18 protein-coding genes are annotated in these 22690 nt (G+C 52.2%); 7 read left to right on the top strand and 11 right to left on the bottom strand.

All coding sequences use genetic code 11. The features are described from left to right. Positions 1 to 217: 217 nt before the first annotated feature. Genes MKY86_RS21515 through MKY86_RS21530 form a run of 4 tightly spaced genes read right to left on the bottom strand, consistent with a single transcriptional unit; the run spans position 218 to position 4427 of the window. Entirely contained in the window at positions 218 to 1249 is a 1032-nt protein-coding gene (locus MKY86_RS21515; protein ID WP_076086294.1) for a sugar phosphate nucleotidyltransferase, read from the bottom strand. Positions 1250 to 1267: 18 nt separating this feature from the next. Continuing rightward, a complete protein-coding gene (locus MKY86_RS21520) occupies positions 1268 to 2041 on the bottom strand; it encodes a glycosyltransferase family 2 protein (RefSeq protein ID WP_076086297.1) in 774 nt (257 codons plus the stop codon). Between the two features lie 14 nt (positions 2042 to 2055). Further along, the gene (locus MKY86_RS21525; protein ID WP_076086300.1) at positions 2056 to 3306 is read right to left on the bottom strand and encodes a glycosyltransferase family 2 protein; all 1251 of its coding nucleotides are present in this window, start codon (positions 3304 to 3306) and stop codon (positions 2056 to 2058) included. After that, entirely contained in the window at positions 3303 to 4427 is a 1125-nt protein-coding gene (locus MKY86_RS21530; RefSeq protein ID WP_083685800.1) for a glycosyltransferase, read from the bottom strand. The genes MKY86_RS21525 and MKY86_RS21530 overlap by 4 nt, the downstream gene beginning before the upstream one ends. 178 nt (positions 4428 to 4605) lie before the next feature. Here MKY86_RS21530 and MKY86_RS21535 point away from each other — a divergent pair, with 178 nt between their 5' ends. The 3 genes from MKY86_RS21535 to MKY86_RS21545 all read left to right on the top strand — a co-directional run bounded on the left by MKY86_RS21535 (position 4606) and on the right by MKY86_RS21545 (position 8759). Continuing rightward, a complete protein-coding gene (locus MKY86_RS21535) occupies positions 4606 to 5802 on the top strand; it encodes a glycosyltransferase (RefSeq protein ID WP_076086303.1) in 1197 nt (398 codons plus the stop codon). Positions 5803 to 5957: 155 nt separating this feature from the next. Then, positions 5958 to 8141, top strand: coding sequence for a glycosyltransferase (locus MKY86_RS21540; RefSeq protein ID WP_076086306.1), 2184 nt, complete (start codon positions 5958 to 5960; stop codon positions 8139 to 8141). Between the two features lie 60 nt (positions 8142 to 8201). Then, a complete protein-coding gene (locus MKY86_RS21545; protein ID WP_076086309.1) occupies positions 8202 to 8759 on the top strand; it encodes an acyltransferase in 558 nt (185 codons plus the stop codon). A 24-nt stretch (positions 8760 to 8783) separates the two neighbouring features. On the opposite strand, the gene MKY86_RS21550 is transcribed toward MKY86_RS21545, so the two are convergent. Continuing rightward, complete coding sequence (locus MKY86_RS21550) at positions 8784 to 9443, bottom strand: hypothetical protein (RefSeq protein ID WP_076086312.1); 660 nt, start codon at positions 9441 to 9443, stop codon at positions 8784 to 8786. Beyond that, positions 9433 to 9711: a hypothetical protein gene (locus tag MKY86_RS21555; RefSeq protein WP_076086315.1), complete on the bottom strand. Its 279-nt coding sequence runs from the start codon at positions 9709 to 9711 to the stop codon at positions 9433 to 9435. Before MKY86_RS21555 ends, MKY86_RS21550 begins: the two co-directional genes overlap by 11 nt. Before the next feature lie 209 nt (positions 9712 to 9920). Here MKY86_RS21555 and MKY86_RS21560 point away from each other — a divergent pair, with 209 nt between their 5' ends. After that, on the top strand, positions 9921 to 10277 hold the full coding sequence (locus MKY86_RS21560) for a hypothetical protein (protein ID WP_143803910.1): 357 nt from the start codon (positions 9921 to 9923) through the stop codon (positions 10275 to 10277). A gap of 231 nt (positions 10278 to 10508) precedes the next feature. Here MKY86_RS21560 and MKY86_RS21565 read toward each other — a convergent pair whose 3' ends face one another. The 5 genes from MKY86_RS21565 to rfbH form a co-directional block, all read right to left on the bottom strand. Next, positions 10509 to 10907: a MerR family transcriptional regulator gene (locus MKY86_RS21565; RefSeq protein WP_076086321.1), complete on the bottom strand. Its 399-nt coding sequence runs from the start codon at positions 10905 to 10907 to the stop codon at positions 10509 to 10511. A 184-nt stretch (positions 10908 to 11091) separates the two neighbouring features. Beyond that, positions 11092 to 12192, bottom strand: coding sequence for a glycosyltransferase (locus MKY86_RS21570; RefSeq protein ID WP_143803911.1), 1101 nt, complete (start codon positions 12190 to 12192; stop codon positions 11092 to 11094). A 9-nt stretch (positions 12193 to 12201) separates the two neighbouring features. Then, positions 12202 to 13302: a CDP-glucose 4,6-dehydratase gene (gene rfbG / locus MKY86_RS21575; RefSeq protein WP_340827461.1), complete on the bottom strand. Its 1101-nt coding sequence runs from the start codon at positions 13300 to 13302 to the stop codon at positions 12202 to 12204. After that, entirely contained in the window at positions 13284 to 14060 is a 777-nt protein-coding gene (gene rfbF / locus MKY86_RS21580) for a glucose-1-phosphate cytidylyltransferase (protein WP_076086324.1), read from the bottom strand. Before rfbF ends, rfbG begins: the two co-directional genes overlap by 19 nt. Continuing rightward, complete coding sequence (gene rfbH / locus MKY86_RS21585; protein ID WP_076086327.1) at positions 14057 to 15385, bottom strand: lipopolysaccharide biosynthesis protein RfbH; 1329 nt, start codon at positions 15383 to 15385, stop codon at positions 14057 to 14059. The genes rfbF and rfbH overlap by 4 nt, the downstream gene beginning before the upstream one ends. A 199-nt stretch (positions 15386 to 15584) precedes the next feature. On the opposite strand from rfbH, the gene MKY86_RS21590 reads away from it, so the two are divergent. From MKY86_RS21590 to MKY86_RS21600, 3 genes are all read left to right on the top strand, one after another. Continuing rightward, on the top strand, positions 15585 to 17351 hold the full coding sequence (locus MKY86_RS21590; RefSeq protein ID WP_076086330.1) for a pyocin knob domain-containing protein: 1767 nt from the start codon (positions 15585 to 15587) through the stop codon (positions 17349 to 17351). A 43-nt stretch (positions 17352 to 17394) separates the two neighbouring features. Then, the gene (locus MKY86_RS21595) at positions 17395 to 19122 is read left to right on the top strand and encodes a collagen-like protein (protein WP_340827462.1); all 1728 of its coding nucleotides are present in this window, start codon (positions 17395 to 17397) and stop codon (positions 19120 to 19122) included. A gap of 474 nt (positions 19123 to 19596) precedes the next feature. Next, positions 19597 to 22665: a hybrid sensor histidine kinase/response regulator gene (locus MKY86_RS21600; protein WP_340827464.1), complete on the top strand. Its 3069-nt coding sequence runs from the start codon at positions 19597 to 19599 to the stop codon at positions 22663 to 22665. The last annotated feature ends 25 nt before the right edge of the window (positions 22666 to 22690 follow it).

Consider the following 22690-nt stretch of genomic DNA (forward strand, 5'->3'; position numbering starts at 1 on the left):
GACGGTCGCCTTCGTTACTGTCTGTCATGCTGGAGCTGCCTCCTTTCCATAATGGATTTACCGGACTGTGCGGACGGACCGGACAGGATGATATGGATGCCAATTGACATCACCTCTCTACCTTATGACAGTTCCCGCCCGCATAGAACATTGTCGGATAAAGTCGGACAGCCTTGTGTATATCTTTAGACAGCAGGTATCAGTCGCTACGAAGCGTCTATTTCCTGGTCTCAGTATCGGGTGTAGGGAGCAGATGCTTCAGATGATCCGCAGCGTCTTTATGGGAAACGAGGATCCCCGCTGGACCTGCTGCAACAATTACATCGTCCAGTCCCACAAGCATCACCGGAATATCCAGCTCATTGACAATCTGACAATTTAGTGAATCTGCGCTGATCTGGCCCCATCCCAGAACTGAGGAAGCTAATTCTTCAGATAGAGTATTCCAGGTCCCCAGATCCTTCCAGTTATCCAGATAGGGTACACAGATAAGACGGCTGTTCCCCTCCAATACCTCAATATCGAAGCTACTCTTGGGAAGGCATTGATACTTCTTCAGTAATTCCGCGTAATCTGTCGGGATGTCAACTGTCTCCAGCCGCTTCAGCAGATCACAAAGGCGAAAGGCAAAAATGCCACAATTCCACATCGCTTGCTGTGCCATTAGGGTCTCAGCCGCCTTACGATCCGGCTTCTCCACGAAACACTCCACATGCACATATGCTTGATTCTCCTGATTGCTTGTAGAAGAGACTGGAGAAATGGCCGGAACAATATATCCGTATTTCTCTGACGGTTCACTTGGCCTTGCCCCAAGTAAGGCAATTTCTGCACCCGAGTGACGGAGGGCATGATCTAATTCAGCCAGCTTGAAGAAGAAATCGTCGTTCACATAAGCATCCACCGGCAAGACGATAACCGTCTCCTCCGGGGAAATCTTCTCCACGGAATATAAATAAGCCGAAGCAAGGCTTACTGCCGGAAATGTATCTCTGCGCCGCGGCTCCATAATGATAGGCGGCGTTGAACCAAGCTGCTTCCGGATCAATGACTCTTGTCCGCTTGACGTTGCGATGTACACTTCATGGTTAAGACCCGCAGCCGACAACTGCCGCCAAACCCGCTGCAGCATAGATTCCCGGCCTCCGCCAGGAGCGGGCAGCACTTGAAGGAACTGCTTACTCCTGATACTGCTGGAGAGCGGCCACAAGCGTGTGCCGGACCCGCCGGATAGAAGTACCAGCTTCATGGTTCCACCCCCGTTCTCCTATTCAAAATTATCTGCTGTAATTCCAATTCCGAGAATTTGCTCTTCCGTGTCACAGAAGGTCAGACTTCCATAGACTTTGCGATTATCCAGATATTGCGGCACCCCTGCTTTTCTCAAGCCGTGGCTAACAATGACATATTCATGCCGGCCGCTGCCGTCTTCATACTGGACATGCTCCAGAATCTCACGGCGCATCAGATAGGTGCAATGAATAACATCGACCTCAATGAGTCCCTTTATATGCTGGAATAAATACTCCAGATAGAAAGGGGATGATCCGTAATACCCATAGTCATCTGTTTTATCATGGAAATTGGAATAATAACTCAAAGGCGTCTCAGCCAACTTGAGCAGAGGACCAACTACCGGCAGATGGGTAGAGAGCAGGCTCTCCAGCGTATCGGAAATGATGAAATTATCGCAATCCGGCACAAAATAATGGGAATCTCTCGCCTTGGCCCATTCAATGGACTCCTGCCGTATCTTTGCTATCACCCTAAGGCGAAGATCATTCCATTCATGTGGAGTGAAGTCTTGTACAGATTCTTCCACATCGCTTGCATTGAAATACACCTCATGATATCTTTCACCTACCCGCTCTACCCATTCTTCGAGAATTTCCTTGGTACGGTCATTATTGTTGTTTGTACGGATATACAGATTGATCCGGGAAGCCGGGTAGGTCTGTTTCTCAATCAGTTTAAGATAGAGCGGCAGCACATGTGCCTTGTCCTTCGCCAATATCGCAATAGTAACCAAATCCTGTTCCATAACTAACCTCCGATTCAAAGTGGTTTGGCAGTCTCACGGTCCGCATGCTCAATGTCTATGAACCGGCTGATGGTAGCTCCGCTGGAATATCCAAAAAATGGATTCTTCCTTGGCTGTTCGATATCTTTCGGGTAAATTTTCTCCCCGGACTGCCTGATCATATAACGTACACCGTCCGCACAGTTGAGAGAAATTACATGGTATTGGTGGAATAAAGAACGCTTGAGCCCAGCAAATCTCCGGCGTTCTTCCGTATTTAGGACATCGCCTTCCTGGAGCCAGAGAATATAAGGCTCTACCGCCATATGACTGATCCATTCCAAGCACATCTGCTCACTTATCTCCCCCTTCACGCAATAGATGTACTGGGTATAACGGGCAACTGTACGTGCAATGTCTTCATTTCCCGATGGATCTAGTACAATCATCTGCTCTGCCACATCTACAAATGAATCTAGTGTCTTCTCCAGTGCAGATTCATTGCCGGATGCAATAATACCCACACACAGACGTACGGGAGGAGCATAGATCAAAGAGTGAATGTCCGCTCCCCATTTCTGAAAGGCTCTTGTCTTATTCTGTTGTAGGAGCGTAGTAAGATCAAAGGAAGGATTCTGTCCCATACTGGCATGACCGATATGGTGGATGAACGAGTCTTCTGCGATGAGCAGCTTGTAGCCATGCTGAAGCGCCCGGAGACACAGATCATCATCTTCGTAATTTCCAAGGCCATAACGTTCGTCGAACAAGCCGATTTCATCCAAGACGCTGCGTTTGACCATCAGACAGAAGCCAATCAGACGGTCAACCTCCTTCACGAGCCCGCGTTTGCTCTCACAGTACTCCTGCGCAAAATTCTCCATATCCTTCAAATCACTGTAGGTCACTGGAATACGCTGATGTCCGCTAATGTAATTCGTCACGGGTCCCGACATGCCTACAGTACTGTCACTGTGCAATGCATCAAGCATGGGTGCCAGCCAGCCGGGTGGAACTACAGTGTCATTGTTCAGGAATAATATCGACTCTCCTTGCGCTGCCTGAACTCCCTGGTTACAGCCTTTAGCAAACCCGAGATTCTTCTTGTTCTCAATTAATTTCATCTCTGGATAATGATGCTTCAGGAAATTCACGGTTCCATCACTTGAAGCATTATCGACAATAATAATCTCATGTTCCTCAGGAGTTCCGCGCTTAATACTCTCTAGACATTGAACCGTTAACTGAAGCTGGTTAAGTGTGAGAATAATGATACTTGTCTTCATCGGGTCAACTCCTTTCGTTCTTCAAGCACTGGTCTGTCTATTTCCACATGCCTGTTCCCCAGCAGGTTCCGGTAGTAATCCCGGTTATATTGGACACTGTAATGATTCGGGTATTGCGCATGTGCAATCTCATTGCAAAAGTCAGCGTAACTGGTCTGACCCAGCTTGTCGTAGCAGACGCAACGCTGCAAGTTGGACAGCCATGAACCTGCAGCTTCCTCATCCGTTCCCGGGTCACTTCTCGTTGGCAGGGACACCGCAAGCTCGAACCAGTAAGCAGCCTGTTCATATTGCTGTAAATCCATGAAATAGAACCCTATTTTGCTGCAAGCATCCGGGCGAGGGGGGCCATACTCGAAGGTGCGGCACAGCGACAATAACTGCTCTTCTTTCTGCCCCAGCGCACCGTAGCTGTCCGCAAGGCGCATGCAAGCTTGAATATTATCCTCTATCCAACCGTCACCGCGGGACAGGAAGATCTGATAATTCTCAAGAGCCTCTTGATAATAACCATGATCGTAGAGCTCATGGGCGAAATAAATCTGGTCTCTTGGGGTGAATTCTTCACCCTTAGCTTGCATCTTTCGGTAAATCAGCAAATTTCGTTCTGTAAATTCTTTATCTTTCTTGTGAGTGATGCAGACGTCGCTCTCAAACGTTGGCGGTGTAACTTCAACAAATTCATGTACGGCGCCACTCCACTGAAACTGGCAATCACGTCTGAACAACCGATTTCTCCTCAAGCTTGCCGTCGGCTTCCCTTCGTCATCGGTGGATAGAATATAGGCCATGCTAACCGAATGATATTCGGAAGACAAAGTGGCCTTTAAGGCCTTTAAGCGTTCGTGGTCGGTTTCTTCAATGACATCGTCCGCATCGAGCCACATAATATACTCGCAGGTCGCTTTACTGAATGAATAATTACGTGCTGCTGCGAAGTCCTGGATCCACTCATAATCATAGATATTTGCCCCGAAGCTGGCCGCTATTGTTTTGGTGCGATCAGTCGAGCCAGTATCTACAATAACTAACTCATCCACAAGGTCCGCGACTGATGACAGGCATCGCCCCAGACTCTGCTCTTCATTGCGTACAATCATGCATAGACTGATGGTCGGCAACTCTTCTCCTCCCTCTTGCAGATTCTGAAAATTCGGATTTAACGGATTTCTCGTATATGTATATGCCAGCCCTGGCGGATCATTCGACCGGATTTACTTGCATGATTCCTGTTCCGGTTCATAAGCTAGTACAGAGTCTTCACACTGTGTGTATTCCATCTGATACAAGGAGGAAGATATGGATACTATCCCCCCCTCGCTCTATTATCGTCTCTATGCTTACGGAACAGGCTGTAGGATAGCCTCAGACGGTGTGTTATCTTTGCCGGAACAGACGGCTTTCGGTGCAGGCGTGCTGGTACGGGAGGGCTACCGGTGGAATATCCCTTCTCCGGCCATGAATGGCTCTCCCCGAATCATGATCGGGGACCGTTGCGAATGCAACCGGTTCCTGACCATTACTGCAACCGGCAAGGTGGTACTGAAGGCAGATGTAATAACAGGCCCCCATGTGTTTATAACTGACGCCAGACAAGTATGGGATAAGAAGAGCAGCAGCGCTTCTACAGTAGTGATCGGTGAAGGCTCCTGGATCGGAGCACATTCCTCCATCTTGGGCAATGTGAAGATTGGTAAAGGCTGCGTGGTAGGAGCAGGGAGTGTTATTATGCGGGATGTACCGGATTACTGCGTGGTCGCCGGCAACCCAGCCGAATTTCGCCGGATCTACGAGCCGACAAGCGGCGAATGGATCAGGGTACACAGTGAGGGGGAAGCCCGGGAGGTATTGGAGCGCAGGAGCAAGGAACCGCTGCTATCCATTTGCTTACCGGTACACAATCAGGCCGGCGAGCTGCGGCGAGCTCTGGAATCGATCTATACACAGACCGATGATGCCGGAATAATCGAAGTCTGTGTTCTGGACGATGCCTCGGCAGATGAGACTGAGGAAGTGGCGCGCCACTATGAAGATCATCACCACAGCTTCCGCTACCTTCGCAATCCGGCACATGCAGGAGAAGGTCTCCTTAACATTCAGGCGGCGGATATGGCGCGCGGGAAATTTATAATGGTGCATGAGCCTGGAATCTCCTTCCTTAATGGCTCTCTCAATCGTTTTCTGAATGTGCTTCACACTCATCCTGAGTGTGCTATCGTGTTGATTCAGCCCGAGCTTATCCACCGCTCCCCGCAGACAGAACGGCTGGAGGGATTATCCGAGTTTGTCAGACATGCTGCAACAGGCGCTTCTCCGCCTCTTCCGCTTGTTCTAAACAGACGGGAATGGGAGCGGACTGCCGATTTGGTGCAAGCGGGGAATTTTGTCAACCCGTGGGTGTCCCGACAATATGCACTACTGCAATCCAATCCGCATTTCTGCCTTTGTCGCTATAAAATGACTGATCCACCAATCCATTTGCAGCAGATATTATAAGTACCTTTGACAAATTCCATTGATGTTTGGGCATTGTCTGAATATACATAGACTATGCCCGGACAGATGGCAAAACCGAAAGCCTCGGGTCCACAAAGTCCAGTAAATAAGGAAGATGCCGGACCTGGAGGGTTAAAAGAGAGGGATCGAGCGACATGGATGACTGTAAAATAAGTTTCATTATTTGTGTAAACGACGAGGGGCTGGCCCAACGCAGCGAACTGAATCTGAAGCAATTAATCATCCCGGACGGATATGAAGCAGATATTCAAATGGTGAGGGGAGCCGTAAGCCTGACAGCAGGCTACGATGAGGCTATGCGCCAATCGGATGCCAAATACAAGGTGTATATTCATCAGGACGTCCATATCCTTAACCCCCACTTTATTGCAGACATCGTACGCCTGTTCACCGATCATCCGTCTTTAGGTATTCTTGGAGTCGTAGGTGCTAAAGTACTTCCGTCTTCCGGCACCTGGTGGGAGGCCCCACACAAATATGGCAAAGTGGTTGAGAGCCATACGGGTATGCTCAAGCCCATGGAATTTCTGCAGCCGGCGGGAGATTATGAAAGTGTGGAGAGTCTCGACGGACTGATGCTGGTCACGCAATATGATATCCCTTGGCGTAAAGACTGGTTTGACGGATGGCATTTCTATGATATTTCGCAATGCCAGGAGTTTCTCGCAAACGGTTATGAAGTAGGCATACCCAAGCAGCATCTTTCCTGGTGTCTGCATGACTGCGGTATTCCGAATACGGCCAACGGTTTCGCTGAAGCCAAGCAGGTCTTTCTGGAACGTTATGGCTATGGCCAAAGCTATGGACCGCACCAGTTCCACCGGCTGGGCAGCGGATGCGACATCCATTCCACATGCGATTTATTTGGTACGCAGGGCATAGCTCTGGGCAATGAAATCAAACTGCAGGCTGAGTGCTGGATGATGCTGCCTTACAACAACTACATCGGTGAGCCGCGGATCGTGATCGGCTCCGGAAGTGATATCGGACGCAGGTGCTGCCTGTCTGCGGTCAACCGTATCGAAATTGGTTCCCAGGTAATCATCTCGCCGGGTGTCCATATCTCGGACCACAACCTCGCCTATCAGAACCCTGATCTTCCCATCATGCAACAGGGCGTGGATTCCTGGAGCCACACCGTAACCATTGGCTCCGGAAGTTGGATCGGCATGAATGCCGTGATAACAGGACAAGTGTCCATCGGCAGAAACTGTGTCATTGGTGCAGGCGCGGTCGTGGTATCCGGCACGGTGATTCCCGATTACTGCGTGGCGGTCGGTGCTCCGGCCCGGGTAATCAAACAATATGATCCTATGATCAGGAAATGGAGAAGGGTCGGTGTACTCTCCGGTGAAATAGAGCATTTGCCAGTGTTGGAAGATGTTGTGCCTACAATAGAAGATACCCTGCCTTCAGAAATCCACAGCAAGCCCCTCCTCTTCAGCATTTGCATTCCAACCTATAACCGCGAAGAGGAGCTTGATGTCTGCTTGAACAGTATTTACAGCCAGAACGCCAGAATGGAAGACTTCGAGGTGATCGTCTCGGACAATGCCTCCACAGATCGCACTGAGGAACTCGTCCGAAAGTATCAATTAGGTTACCCCAACCTCCGCTACTACCGCAACGAACATAACGAAGGCGCGGACTACAATTTCCTGAAATGTGCCGGCTATGCCCGCGGTGAATTCATCAAGCTGCACGGTGACGATGATTACTGGCTGCCGGGCTCTCTTGAGGCTTTGTACAGTGTTATAGAACAAAACAAAGACTGCAGCCTAATCTTCCTGGATATACTTCAGAACACCGGACGGGTCGATCGGGGGGCTGGCATAAGCAATTATGTAAGGCATGTCTCTATCTACAGCACATTTGTATCCGGAATCACCATGCGCAGGAAGGAATTTGAACAGATTCCCACGCCAGAGCTTTTCATTGGCTCCAATCTTATCCAGGTCTATCTGGAGTTCTCCATTCTCGGTATCACACCGGATTATTGCGTCTATCGCCGCAAGCTGCTGACGAGCAGCGGCAAGATAACCGGCGGATACAGCTTCGCCCAGACGTTCATTCATTCTTATTTGAATATTCTAAATTACTTCTTGGATAAAGGATTGAGTGAAGCCGCGCTTGCGGCCGAGAAAAAACATATTGCCTACTCCTTTCTGCTCTGGTGGTACAACTATTTACTGGAGAACAACCTCCAGCAACTGCAACCCGCAGATTTCGAAGAGGTCTTAGTCGAGGCCTACCGCAACGAGTCATACTTTGAGGATCTCCATACACATATCAAAACGATTCAGGCCAGACACCAGTAAATCTGCAACGCTGGGCGGGTCTGAAGATGGCTCGCCCAATTAATGAAAGGTGGATTGTGGATGGACTTCATCAGCGAGGATTTTCAAAATCGTTTTTACCAATATGGTCCCGGCAGCCTGATCGTACAAAAAACCGATATCAACTGTCCGGAGAAAGTCGCTATCGGCAGCAAAGTGCATATCCTTGAGAACAGTTGGTTCACCGTGATACACCCCGGTCAAGGGGAGCCACCCGCCATCACCATTGGAGACGGCTGTTATTGCAGCCGCAATCTGATTATCGCCGCTGCGAACAGCGTTGTGCTTGAAGAGAATGTCATCATCGGACCTGATGTCTATATCTCCGATACCAACCATCAGTACAGCCAGGTCGGCGTTCCTATACGCGACCAGTGGATCACCTCCAGCAGCCAACGCGTACGGATCGGTGCCACAAGTGAGATCGGTGCCCACTGCGTCATTGTGGGCAACGTCAGTATCGGTCAAGGATGCAGAATCACACCCAACAGTGTAGTGACCAGAGATTTGCCGGATTTCTGCATTGCGGCGGGAAATCCCGCCAGAATTGTGGATAGTTATGACCCGGAAGCCGGAGTATGGCAGCTTCCCGGCAGATGACAACGTCCGGCGGACCGGCATACTCTAGAAGGAACGCTTCAGGTTGGACGAGGTTATAATTCCTGAATATTCTACGGGTTCACTTGCCTTCAGGTTTGTTGTCTTCTTCGGCGGCTGTGACTTCAGCTCGAGCTTCGGCTTCGGCAACTGCAGCTCGAGCTTCGGCTTCGGCGGCTGCGACTCCAGCTTTTTCTTCGGCGACTGCGGCTCCTGCTTAGGCTTTATCACCTTCGGCTCAGGCACACTCGGCTGCCGCAGCGACCTTGTACGTTCTCCTGTTGCGCGCACGTGTTCCGTCCTGCTTCTCTTCGCGCTGGAAGTGCGTTTGCGCTTAACCTGCGGAGAGCGCTTCTGTATGAACCGACCTGCCTTACGCTGGGCAAAGGCAGGCTTACGCATGGATACAAATGGAGCAGCGGCGGGACGTACGGCGTTCTGGACGGCGCTCTTAATGAATGCCGCAACCTCTTCTTCGGGCTCATTCCATTCCTTCTCCGGCTCCTGACCGGATGTCTGAACCTTGTCAAGCAGCCTGCGGGTCTCCTGCATAAACAGCGCCAGTTCCTCATCTGCATTGACTGAGAGGCGCAGGCAGGCGTGCTTCAGCTGCTCCATTTGTCCCATGGTTTTATGGATCGCGTTCACCAGCAGTTCATCCTCCGATTTCCGGGATTCAGTATTCATAATCATTCACCTCTCCCAGCAGGCGCCTGCTGGTATCCAGTGTCCTGCAGATCATGGCCTGCTTCTGCGCCAAGGCTAGGATGACTCTGGCTACCGCCTCCCGCAGAGCGCTGAGATTCTCTATATTCGATTCTGTCCACAAGCTTCCTTCGGCGGCCATCATATATTCAAGCTTGCGGATTTCAGCCGCGATCAAAGCTGAGACCGCCTCCTCTTCCAGTGCCGCAGCCAGAATAATCGCTTTGATCAACTGTTCACGCTTCTGCATCGCTTGTTCACCTCCGCCGCTTAGCATCATTTCTATACCATTATATATATGTGCTTTTGAGTTGTCCCTATCACCATTAGTCCAAGGTATATCGGATTTGACGGATTTCAAAGAATAACAGGAATAGGACAATCTGTGCCTGAAGTATACATAGCTATGACCGGACAATTAAGCGCAATGCAACCTTTCACGTTTTGGAGGAGATCTGCATGTCAATGCCCCACATTCCCAATATAACCCCTGATATCTCGCTTACGCGGGAGGAAAGCATCTCTCTCCTGCTTACCTCTATCGCTATCAACGAGATGTCATTGTCTCACATCATCAATGCAGAAGCGGAAGCTATGCAGGCCTTCGTACTATCCAATCCCGGAAATATGAACTTCCGCAATATGATCCAGTTAAATAATACAACTGCCAGATTGTTGGAAGAGATCACCAAGGGCCAATGGCTGAGTCTAAGCAAGATGGACCGGATTCTGCGCCTGCTCAGCGACTCTGGTGCCTTGTCGGAAAAATTGCTGGAAGAAGAGCTTGAAATAGACATTGAAGAGGAGGAAGAATAACGGGTCTCCGTCAATTCTTCAGCCAGCTCGTAACAATATACTGAGGGTTGCGGCGCAACAGCGGAACACCCGATGCTAAGAACAGGCGGCTGACCCGCTTTCTGCCTGTTCCGGGGACTGGAGCCCTCAGTCTTGGTGTATACTCGAACCGACAGGCACGCTGGTGCCTAGAGAGGGACAAGCCTTAATCACAGAATTAGCAGCTCAAGGAATTCTCCAGGACTTGTGTAGCTATTGCACCTTCCAGTGATTCAGATGATCCGCAATTCGGACAAGCTCACTCGCAAGGGACGATAGAGAGGCGACAAGCTGCTGCTGCCTGTCAGGCTGTGGAGACTCGGCAGCGTCGATTTCCGTTTGCTCTATAGCGGGTGCTTCTTGTTCTCCCTTGCCGTACATCGGGAATCCTTCCTCAATCAGCAGACGCACAATGGTGCTTAGATGATAACGCTCCATTCGCAGCTCACTGATCCGTTTTAGCAGTTTCAGAGTTTCATAGGGATAGAGCACCTGGTCTCCCTGACGGGTTCCCGGCACAAAATAAGAGAAATACTCCAACCATCTCTTCACTGTAGTGGGGGGCAATTTCGATAAATTGATCATTTCCAGTTGCGTGTAGTGGCGTACCATATAACATCTCTCCTCTATTAAGTGGATAAATGGACTTATTTACTTTAATGGTATTCATGTGCCTCAAAATAAATGTGTAAAAATACCTATTTGTGTGATTCTTACCCCAAAAAAAGAAAGACAGGCCCCGTTCCGAAGAACGTTGCCTGTCTGTTGTACTGCTTCCGGGCAGCGGATGCTGCTTCTAAGAAACTTTAAATAATTCAGTAAAGGATTCACCCAGAAGCTCTTTATAATATTTCCGGTTGTGCAGCATACTGGGATGTGAGGGATAATAGAAAAGCGCAGATTCATTGTGATAATTAGCCTTCATGTACTGACCCAGACGGTCATAGCAGACGCACAATTGCAGATGTGGCACCCAGGTTGTAGACGTCATATCCTGCAGCCCCAGGGATTCCGATCTTTTTGGCAGTGTGACCGCTAGTTCAAACCAGTAAATGGCCTGTTGATACTGCCCTGCCTCCAAGAACTCCACACCAAGACGGCAGCAAAATTCCGAGCGTGGAATATCATAGTTCAAGGTGCGGTAAAGCGAATTCAGCTTACCTTCCTTGTTCTTTAAATGCCCATGGCATTCAGACATCTTCAGACAAGCCTGATAGTTGTCTTCGATCCACCCCTGGCCGGTCTGCAGGAACTTTTCGTAATATTCCAATGCTTCCTCGTAGATAGCATGATCCCGAAGTTCATTGGCAAAATAGTAGAGATCACGTGGAGAGAAGTCCTCACCCTTGGCCTGACGTCCACGGTAGATACGCAAATTACGGTCAGTATGCAATTTATCCTTCTTATGGGTGATACAGATGTCGCTGTCCAGTGTATAACCGGCGACTGCCAGGTACTCGTGTACCGGTCCCACCCACTGAAAGTTACATTCACGCCGGACCAGCCGGTTCCGTCTCAAGCTCGTGGTCACTCTGCCTTCGCTATCAAATCCCAGATTGTAGGGCATCGTCACAGACTGGTATTCCGGTGACAAAGTCTCCTTCAGCTTTTTGAACCGCACCTTATCTATTTCCTCAATGGTATCGTCAGCATCCAGCCACAGAATGTATTCCTTAGTCGCCTTGCTGAAAGCTTCATTACGTGCTGCGGCGAAATTATCAATCCATTCAAAGTCATAGATCACCGCACCATATTCTGCTGCGATCTCCTTAGTGCGATCTGTCGAACCGGTATCGACAATTACAATCTCGTCAGCAATATCCTTTACACAATCCAGGCAACGGCCCAGGCCGTTCTCTTCATTCCGTACGATCATACATAGACTGATAGTAATCATTTCGCCCTCCTAATGGTTCTCTGTCATATATTCGCGTATTTGAAGCTCACTGATCCTCCGCATATCCTGCCCTGCTTCCAGCGCCCTGTGCCATTCCACTGTCTTCTGCAGCGCCTGTTCTACACTCCAGCGCGAGCGCCAGCCTAGCAGGCGGCGGGACTTGGTACTGTCGAGCTGCAGTTCGCCTGCCTCGTGCAGCCCGGAGGAAGCCGCAATATCAATGCCGGCTCCCTCTCCCCAGATCCCTGCCAGCCGGAGCGCAACCTTCTCCACGGAGTGTATGCTCTCCTCTTCGGGACCGAAGTTCCAGGCGGCTGCATAGTCCGCCCCTCCCCGCACCAGCTGCTCGGCTAACAGCAGATAGCCGCCAAGCGGCTCCAGCACATGCTGCCAGGGCCGTGTTGCCCCCGGACTGCGTAGCAGCGGCCGCTCCCCCGCAGCGAATGCCCGCAGACAATCCGGTACCAGCCGGTCCGGTGAATCGTCGCCGCCTCCAATGACATTGCCCGCCCTGGCGGTTGCGACAGCGACTCCATGCTCGGCATAACGCGCCGGCAGGAAATAGCTGCTCCGGTAAGCCTGTGTGACCAGCTCCGAACACGCCTTGCTGGCAGAATAGGGATCATATCCGCCCAGCGGATCAGTCTCGCGGTAGCCCCAAATCCACTCACGGTTGTCATAGCATTTATCTGTTGTAACATTGACGACAGCCTTAATTCCCATTCCGGAATCCACGGCGCTGCATACAGCCTCCAGCAGATTCACCGTACCCATCACGTTCACCTCAAAGGTGTCTGCGGGGATTTGGTAAGAAGCGCGGACCAGCGGCTGAGCGGCAAGATGGAACACTATCTCCGGGGTCGCTTCCCGCAATGCTGCATCGAGACGCTGCCGATTCCGCACATCCCCCCAGACGGTTTTGACCTCCCGCTCGGCTCCGGTTAGCGTGAAGAGCTTATGCTCATCCCGGTCCCAGGCGTACCCGCTTACCCGTGCACCCAGCATCGTCAGCCACAAGCAGAGCCAGCTCCCCTTGAAGCCGGTGTGTCCGGTCACGAACACGCGCCGCCCTTTCCAGAAATCCGCTGATGTCAGAGTGTTTGCATCCACGGGAGACCTCCCTCCCGCCATAGCTGCTCCAGATACCGCTTATCACGGAGCGTATCCATCGGCTGCCAGAAGCCGTGGTGCTTGTAAGCTCTGAGTTCATCCCGCTGGGCCAGTTCCCGGAGCGGCTCCTGTTCCCAGACCGTACTATCCCCCTCGATCAGTGAGAAGATCTCCGGCTGCAGTACGAAGAAACCGCCGTTTACCCAGCCCTCGTCCCCTTTGGGCTTCTCCACAAAGCCGGTTACTCTGGTCTCCTCCACAATATCCAGCGCTCCGAAACGACCCGACGGCTGAACCGCAGTCACAGTCGCCAGCTTCCCGTGAGAACGGTGGAAGTCCAGTAACTGCTGTATGTTAATATCCGCAACACCATCCCCATAGGTCAGCATGAAGGGTTCATTGCCGATGTATTTCTGGACTTGCCGGATTCTTCCTCCAGTCATCGTCTCTTTGCCTGTGTCTGCAAGTGTTACCTTCCAGTTCCGTAACTGACGGTTATGGCGGGTGATCTGGTTGCCATTACCGAAATCGAAAGAAATATCCGAGCTCTGGAGATAGAAATCGGCGAAATATTGTTTAATGACATGCCCCATATACCCCAGACAAATGACAAAATCATCGAATCCCTGATTGGCATAGTTCTCCATAATATGCACAAGCAGCGGCTTGTCGCCGATCTCAATCATTGGCTTGGGCTTCACATCGGTCTCCTCGCTGATGCGCGTCCCGTATCCCCCAGCCAGAATAACCACCTTCATGGTCTAACCTCCTTACCCTTCAGCAAGCCAAGCAGCACCTCGGCAGTATAATCAAGCATCTCCGTAGTTAGTCCTGGATAGATGCCTGCCCAGAACGTGTCGTTCATGATCCTGTCCGTCTGGGTCAGCGGCGCGGCAATGCGGTGGGCTACACCGGAATAAGCCGGCTGCTTGAGCAGGTTCCCGGCGAATAAGAGCCGGGTGCCAATCCGCGCCTCCTCCAGCTTTCGCACGAGATCATTACGGGAGAGATGAGCACCCTCTCTCATTGTTATCGGAAATCCGAACCAACTAGGCTCACTCCGGGGAGTCGCTTCCGGCAGAATAAGCCATTCTTCGGCAGGCTTCAGCGCAGCCTTAAGATAATCAAAGTTACGTTTACGTGCAGTATGGAAGCTATCCAGCTTATCAAGCTGGGCGACGCCAATCGCAGCCTGCATATCCGTAGCTTTCAGATTGTAGCCGATATGGCTGTAGGTATACTTGTGGTCATACCCGGACGGAAGCTCGCCTTTGGTCCAGTCGTACCTCTTGCCGCAGGTATTGTCGTCTCCCGGCTGGCACCAGCAGTCCCTGCCCCAATCGCGGAGAGATTCGACAATTTTTTTGAGCCGGGCACCCGAGGTAAGTACGGCCCCCCCCTCACCCATAGTCATATGATGCGCAGGGAAGAAGCTGACGGTCGCCAGATCGCCGAAGGAACCGGCCGGGCGCCCTTCATAGAGCGATCCAACAGCATCGCAGGTATCCTCGATCAGCCACAGGCCGTGCCGGTCCGTGAAGGCCTTAACGCTGGCCAGGTCGAAGGGATTGCCCAGGGTGTGGGCCAGCATAACCGCTTTGGTACGGGGGCTGAGCGCCGCGTCCAGCTGGGCTGTATTTATATTGTAAGTAGGCAGCTCGACATCGACGAATACTGGAATAAGTCCATGTTGTATCAGCGGATTGACCGTGGTCGGAAATCCGGCGGCAACGGTAATCACCTCATCGCCCGGCAGCAGCCGGCGTTCACCGAGCAGCGGTGAAGTCAGCGCCGCAACTGCTAGAAGATTGGCACTGGAGCCGGAGTTGACCAGCAGGGTGTGCTTTCTTCCCATGATCTGGGCGAAGCGCCTCTCGAATTCACCCGTGTATCTGCCTGCCGTTAAATGGAAATCGAGCGAAGCATCGACCAGACTCATTAATTCATCCCCGTCGAACACCTTGCCGCTGACCGGCACATAATCGCGTCCGGGCACGAATGACCGGCCAGGCCAACGGCTGCTGTAGAATTGGCTGGTCAGCTTCAGAATCTGTTCACGCAAGGTTGAAGCTTCTGTGGACAAACAATCCCCTCCTTCACTAGGTGTCTGCGTTTGGTGGATTTAACGGACTTAGTAAATCATTTATATGCAGAGCGGAGGTTAAATACGAATGAAAATTAATGAAATTTTATTGGACCTTGTACTTAGGCTACTGTCTAGTACAGACAAGAACCGTCAGGAATACATTGTATGATCCCATCAAATAAGGAGGTTTTTTATTTTGTCTACACCGAATATCCCTAATATTTCCCCGACGATTACATTGACACGGGATGATGTCGTGAACCTCTTGTTCTCTTCCATTGCAATGGAGGAGCTGGGTCTAGCACATATTATTAATGCAGAAGGAGAGAAAATTCAGTTCGCCCTGGGTACGCTGCCGGGAATTACCGGACCAGGGGCCACCCTGCAGCAGGTGCTGGATGTGAACAGCAGTACGCAAAGCATGCTGAATATGATCCTAAGACAGGAAATGATGCTGGACTCAAAGCTGTCGACGGCCGCCAGTGTACCCACCCTGATTGGACCCACAGGTGCTACCGGTTTCACAGGTGAACCCGGTGAGGTCACCAGCGTCAACGGCCAGATCGGGGATGTGGTACTTGACGCTGCAGATGTAGGCGCATTTCCCATAACTGAGGAGTATTCTGGTTCTGATCTTAACTCCTTCATAGAGGCCGGTGTTTATAGCTCCAATGACCCCACTGGCCCAGCACCCCAGAATGGTCCGACGGGAGTAGCGCATCCGCCGGTCTGGACCTTGTATGTCTCCCGGGTTGGGGAATATGTACAGCAGATCTATATCTCGAACCCTGCCCTCTTCTACCGCAGTAGTCAGGATAACGGGGCCACGTGGCCTAGCGGCTGGGTCCCAATTGGACAACAGGGTGAGACTGGCGTTACAGGGGTCACAGGGGTAGGGGGTACCGGACCGACAGGGGTCACTGGCCTTACTGGCCTTACAGGTCTCACCGGCCTTACCGGCGCCACCGGACTCACCGGTCTTACCGGACTCACCGGCGCCACCGGACTCACCGGCCTCTCCGGAGCCGCAGGTCTCACGGGCCTCACGGGTCTTACCGGCCTCACCGGTCTCACCGGACTCACCGGCGTTACCGGCGTCAGCGGTATGACCGGCATGACCGGCGTTACTGGCCTCACTGGTCTTACCGGCGTTACTGGCCTCACCGGGATGACCGGCCTTACCGGCGCCACCGGACTCACCGGCCTCACCGGTCTCACGGGCGATACCGGTCTCACCGGCCTCACCGGCCTCACCGGTCTCACGGGCGTTACCGGTCTCACCGGCCTTACCGGTCTCACCGGCCTCACGGGTCTCACCGGTCTCACGGGCGTTACTGGCCTCACGGGTCTCACCGGCCTCACGGGCCTCACGGGTCTCACAGGCGTTACCGGCGTTACCGGCGTCAGCGGTATGACCGGCATGACCGGCGTTACTGGCATGACCGGTCTTACTGGCGTTACCGGCGTTACCGGCATGACCGGCATGACCGGCATGACCGGCATGACTGGAGCTACCGGCGCGAACTTGAGTGCTATGTTCCAGCCAAGCGCAGCAACCGTAGGTGTTACCGCAACCATACCACTCACTATGTTAATTGATAACAGCAACAACACCATTACGTTATCTGGAGGAAACACGATTAATCTACAGCCTAACACCACCTACTATATGTCCTTTTCCATGAGAGTATCGATCACTCCTGGTACCATTACTGTAACTTCAGGGGAAGTATTCGCCAGCCTGAACGGTACCCGCCTACACATCACCAATGTTGGAAGCAAAGCTCCTGCTGGCGGCACGGGCACAACAGCCATGACGCTGGAATCCAGCGGGTTAATTAAAACGGATGCTACAACGACGCAAGCCCTAATACTACAATCAGTTTTTACTTTTTCCACAGCTCCTTCTTCAGCAGTGTTCAATAGCACCTGGTCCAATGTAAGCATCTTTCAGGTAAAGTAAGCTTCTTGAGGTAAGAGAAAGTACGAGCGAAGGAGGGTTTTCGTTGTCAACACCCAATCTACCCAATATAACACCGTCCGTGTCATTGACACGGGATGATGCCGTTAATCTGATCTTCTCTTCCATCGCTATGGAAGAACTGGGTCTGGCACACATTATTAATGCAGAAGGTGAGAAAATCCAGTATGCCTTGGGGACCCTGCCGGGCCTAAGCGGACCGCCCGCTACAGTAGCGCAGTTACTGCAGGTTAACAACAACGTGCGATCCATGCTCAACACAACCTCCATGCTGGAAATGATATTGGATTCGAAGATGGATACCGCCGCGGATCTGCCCGTTGCCGTCATCGGGGCCACCGGACCTACAGGGCCTACGGGTGCCCCCGGTGGGGCAGTTATCGTCAACGGCCAAGCCGGTATAGTTGTTCTGGACGCTGCCGACGTTGGCGCAGTGTCCTATAACGAGGAGGACTCTGATTCCCCTCTGGAATCCTTCAATCAACCAGGCGTCTACAGCTCTGATGATCCTAATGGACCGGCGCCCCCGTTCAATCCGCCGGTCGTCCATCCTGAGGTCTGGACACTGTATGTCTCCAGGGTTGGAATTTATGTACAGCAGCTCTATATCTCGAACCCTGCATTGTATTACCGCAGCAGCCAGGACGGAGGGGGCACCTGGACAACGTGGGAAGAGATCGGACAGAGCGGGGTTACAGGACCTACAGGCCCGACAGGTTCCGGTCCAGTCGGAACAGGCGGAAACACCGGACTGACTGGCATTACCGGTATTACCGGCGCTACAGGAGTCACGGGCCTCACGGGAGCCACAGGAGAAACAGGGGCCACCGGTAACACAGGTCTTACAGGCGTTACCGGAGCTACAGGAGTCACTGGCGCTACCGGCTTCACGGGTCTCACGGGCGCTACCGGCGTTACGGGGCTCACGGGCGCTACCGGCGTTACGGGGCTCACGGGCGCTACCGGTGTTACTGGCGTTACTGGCGTTACGGGGCTCACTGGCCTTACAGGCATTACCGGGGTTACCGGGGTTACCGGGGTTACCGGGGTTACCGGGGTTACCGGGGTTACCGGGGTTACCGGGGTTACCGGGGTTACCGGGGTTACCGGGGTTACCGGCGCTACCGGCGCTACCGGTGCTACCGGCGCTACTGGCACTACCGGTGCTACTGGGGCTACCGGTGCTACTGGCGCTACTGGGGTTACCGGCGCTACCGGCATCGCATTGACTGGAGCTACGGGCCTCACCGGCGTTACCGGCCTCACCGGCCTCACCGGCCTCACCGGGGCTACAGGGATTTTCCTAAATATAAATAACCCCAATGCTTTGTTCGGCCTTATTACTACCACCGCACCCAGTACCCTTTCAAGACTGGTATTTCAAGAAATATATAATGACAGTAATGGAAGTATTACACTAACTAGCGCTGGCCAGAGTATAGATCTACTACAAAATCACGTGTATCACGTTTCTTTTTCTTTTCGAATAACAGCACCTGCAAATCGTGATGTGACCCTTGTAGAAGTATTAACTAATCTCGGTAGTCAAATTATGCATATTACCTATTACGGCACTGAATCAGCAGGTTCTACAACAGGTAACTGGGATTATACGGTTCAATCAGCGGGTATCCTCAAACCGACGGCATCAATAGAACTCTATCTCAGAGCAAATGCTGTATTAAGCGCTGGAGGAGGAACTCAGACATTTAATACAGACCTGTCAAACCTAAGTATTTACGAGTTACAATAGATTTGACTTGAATACAGCAGCCCCTCCTGGCAGACAAAGACACTTCTGCACAAGGGGGCTGCTTATTTCTGTATTGAGAATTATTGGAATTTAAATTCCAATTTTGTTCAGTTCTTGTCTATGAGGTCTCTCTATAATGGGCTTGACTTGAAACGAAACTTTCATGGAGGGATATACAATGGGGAGACTCAGGGCCATTAATGAAAGAAAATGCACGATAGAGAACTGCGACAGAAGGCATTATGCGAAAGGGTTGTGCAAGCAGCACTACTGGCCAGCCTGGAAAGCAGGACAAAAGACCGAATCTGACACCAGTCAAGGTTCCAGTGACAATTCGCCGCCGCAGCTCCAGTTTGTTCAAGAATTTATTTGATGTTGTAGAAGGTTAAGCCTTTCCTTTGTCGAACTCATTACACTATGATGAATACAAATTCCAAATATTACTTCAAACATTTGACTTTAACAATGTTATATATGTCTTTGCTCTTGGGAATGCACACGGTATGGCAGCAGATTTTTGCTGCTCCGCAGCAGCCCGGGGCGTCCAGAGGCGCGCTGGATTTGCGCGGCTGGCATCTCAAGAATGCCCACTCGCTGGTTCTCGACGGTGAATGGGCCTTTTATCCGAACCGGCTCGTGACAGCGAGCGATATCCGCTCAGGGACTGCCGGAGCTCCGCTCATGATGAATGTTCCGGGTAACTGGAAGTCCGCCCTGTCCGGCTCTTCTCTCGGCTACGGGACTTATGCTCTGCGTGTTCTAGTGGATCAGCCCCTGGATGAGCCCTATTCCTTCTGGGTACAGCAGATCCAGGCCTCTTCCCGGATCGAAGTCAACGGCCAGGTGTATCCGGCGATGGGTCAGCCTGCTGTAGACAGGGAGCTACACCGGCCGATGGCTGTTTCATATACGGTTGACTACCCCCTGCCTGCGGGAGAGCAGGAGATGCTTGTGCTGATCCAGGCAGCCAATTTCGAGCATGGGGAGAAGGGAGGAATCTCTTACTCCATCCGCTTCGGCGCCCAATCCTCCATTCAGAAGGAGCGCTGGTACTCCACCGCTTTTCAGCTAACCACTATCGTCATCCTTCTGCTCCACGCCCTGTATGTCTGCATCCTGTATGTGCTTGCCAAAAAACAGCGGGTCTTGCTGCTGTTTGCTCTTATGCTGATTACGACAGCTCTCTCCATTGCAGCGGACAACGATGTCCTGCTGCTAATTGTGCTGCCGCTTAACTATACGTGGATGATCAAGATCAGGCTCCTGTCTTATGTATGGATGGTCTTTTTCATGCTGCTGCTGACCTACAAATTCTACAGCGCTCAAGCCGTAGGGTGGGCCTTCAAGATCTACAGCTTCCTCCTTGTTCTATACACTCTCTGTATAAGTGTGCTGCCGATCCATCTCGTATTGTCCAATGCCACTATTTATTTCAGCCTTTTGTATATGATTCCCCCGTGCTGGATGTTTGTAATTTTCGGAATAATGGTATATAAACGGAAAAGGGACGTCAGCTTTCTTACCTTCATCGCTTCCTGTATTGTATCAGGGGTCGTATGGGGGAATACGCTGAACGGTGAACGGCAGAACCTCCCGTTCTACTCTATTGACATTCTGGCTGCTATTGTCGGATTCTCCGCCTACGGACTGAAGCAATATATCAGGCGCTCCGACGAGAGCAGAGTGCTCTATGAACAGCTGGTGCAAACAGATAAGCAGAAAGAACGCTTCCTGATCAGCACCTCGCATGAGCTGCGGACTCCGCTGCATGGAATGATCAGCATTGCTGAGACCGAATATGACAAGAGGCGGACAGCCTGCCCTGAGGAAGAATCCGGCGACCTGGAGCTGCTTGTCCGCATCGGGCGACAAATGTCGCAGCTGCTGGATGATCTTATGGATCTGACCCTGCTGCGGGAGAACCGGATGGTTCTTCACCCCGTGCCGTTATCGGTCTATACAATTGCGGCAGGAGTTGCGGACATGCTCCGTTATTTGACGGAAGGCCGTAACCTGACACTTCATGTAAGCGCATCCGAAGCGCTCCCGAGCGTATGGGCGGACGAGAAACGGCTGATTCAGATTCTGTTCAACCTGATCCATAACGCCGTGAAATTCACCGAATCCGGCAGTATACGGATATCTGCTGAGGAGGCAGACGGGCAGCTGCTGATCAGCGTTGCCGATTCCGGTGAAGGGATCGCCCTGGAAGAACTCAGCCGTATCTTCCAGCCCTATGAACAGGCGGGCGGGCAGGACAGGGGCGGCCTGGGTCTGGGCCTGAGTATTACCCGGCAGCTCGTGGAGCTGCACGGGGGCAGGCTTACGGTGGAGTCCAGGCCGGGGGAAGGCTCCATCTTCCGCTTCAGCCTGCCGCTGGCAGACGGGCCTTTCTTCACGGACGGCAGGTTCGGCGGGAGCGAAGCAGAGGAATGGCCGGACGTTTCGTTGAACGCTCAGGCGCCCTATTTCCAGGGCAGAGGCGAAACGCCGCTCCCTGCCGGTTCACCTCTGTTCCCGGCGGCTGAGGAGGATCAGGATGGAGCCATACTCCACATTCTGGTGGTTGACGATGATCCGGTGAATCTTCGGGTGCTCTCCACCATTTTGCATGAGGATATCTACCGGCTGACTCCGGTGCTCAGTGGTGAGGAGGCGCTGAAGCACCTGGGAGAGGAATCCTGGGATCTGTTAATCACGGATGTGATGATGCCACAGATGTCAGGGTATGAGCTTACCCGGCAAGTCAGGGAGCGGTATTCGGCCTCCGAATTGCCGGTGCTGCTGCTGACGGCTCGTGCGCGGCGTGAGGAGATCTATTACGGATTCCGGCTGGGGGCCAATGATTATGTGACCAAGCCGGTCGATAGCCTGGAATTGAAGTACCGGGTTACGGGGCTGGCGAGGATGAAGCAGAGCATCCAGCATAACCTGCGCCTGGAGATCGCCTACCTCCAGGCGCAGATCCGTCCTCATTTCCTGTTCAATACGCTGAATTCGATCTCGACGCTCAGCCAGATTGATATCCGCCAGATGCAGGAGCTGATTGACGCCTTCTCCTCCTTCCTGCGCGCGAGCTTCGATCTGATGAATACCGGGAAGCTGGTTCACTTGCGTCAGGAGCTGTCGCTGGTCGAAGCCTATTTGTATATCGAGAAGGTCCGGTTCGGGGAACGGCTGGAGGTCGCGTGGGAACGGAATTACAGCGGACTGCTCTTAATCCCTCCGCTGATCCTGCAGCCGCTGGTAGAGAATGCCGTCCGGCACGGACTGCTTAGTCTTATCGAGGGAGGCACCCTCATGATCCGCATTGAAGAGCTGGGGGATCATGTCCGCTTCGAGGTTCAGGATAACGGCAAGGGCATGGAGCAGGCTGAAATTGAACGCTTGCTGAAGAAGAACAAAGACACGGACTCCGGTATCGGTATTTGGAACACGAACCGGCGGCTGATTGAACGTTACGGGCAGGGCTTGTCTATCCGGAGCCGTCCCGGCCATGGAACCACCGTCTCCTTTATTGTTCCCGTCCGGTGGATGGAGTGAACCCTTCCTCCACCGGCTATATCCT

The organism is Paenibacillus sp. FSL R7-0333 (assembly GCF_038000365.1).
Taxonomy (GTDB): Bacteria; Bacillota; Bacilli; order Paenibacillales; family Paenibacillaceae; genus Paenibacillus_AQ; species Paenibacillus_AQ silagei.

Bases quoted from the DNA above. Each gene is read 5' to 3' on its own strand.
- MKY86_RS21515 (WP_076086294.1), bottom strand. From the start codon at position 1,249: ATGAAGCTGGTACTTCTATCCGGCGGGTCCGGCACACGCTTGTGGCCG.
- MKY86_RS21565 (WP_076086321.1), bottom strand. From the start codon at position 10,907: ATGGTACGCCACTACACGCAACTGGAAATGATCAATTTATCGAAATTG.
- rfbF (WP_076086324.1), bottom strand. From the start codon at position 14,060: ATGAAGGTGGTTATTCTGGCTGGGGGATACGGGACGCGCATCAGCGAG.
- MKY86_RS21560 (WP_143803910.1), top strand. From the start codon at position 9,921: ATGTCAATGCCCCACATTCCCAATATAACCCCTGATATCTCGCTTACG.
- MKY86_RS21570 (WP_143803911.1), bottom strand. From the start codon at position 12,192: ATGATTACTATCAGTCTATGTATGATCGTACGGAATGAAGAGAACGGC.
- MKY86_RS21600 (WP_340827464.1), top strand. From the start codon at position 19,597: ATGTCTTTGCTCTTGGGAATGCACACGGTATGGCAGCAGATTTTTGCT.
- MKY86_RS21540 (WP_076086306.1), top strand. From the start codon at position 5,958: ATGGATGACTGTAAAATAAGTTTCATTATTTGTGTAAACGACGAGGGG.
- MKY86_RS21550 (WP_076086312.1), bottom strand. From the start codon at position 9,443: ATGAATACTGAATCCCGGAAATCGGAGGATGAACTGCTGGTGAACGCG.
- MKY86_RS21520 (WP_076086297.1), bottom strand. From the start codon at position 2,041: ATGGAACAGGATTTGGTTACTATTGCGATATTGGCGAAGGACAAGGCA.
- MKY86_RS21525 (WP_076086300.1), bottom strand. From the start codon at position 3,306: ATGAAGACAAGTATCATTATTCTCACACTTAACCAGCTTCAGTTAACG.
- MKY86_RS21535 (WP_076086303.1), top strand. From the start codon at position 4,606: ATGGATACTATCCCCCCCTCGCTCTATTATCGTCTCTATGCTTACGGA.
- MKY86_RS21555 (WP_076086315.1), bottom strand. From the start codon at position 9,711: ATGCAGAAGCGTGAACAGTTGATCAAAGCGATTATTCTGGCTGCGGCA.
- MKY86_RS21545 (WP_076086309.1), top strand. From the start codon at position 8,202: ATGGACTTCATCAGCGAGGATTTTCAAAATCGTTTTTACCAATATGGT.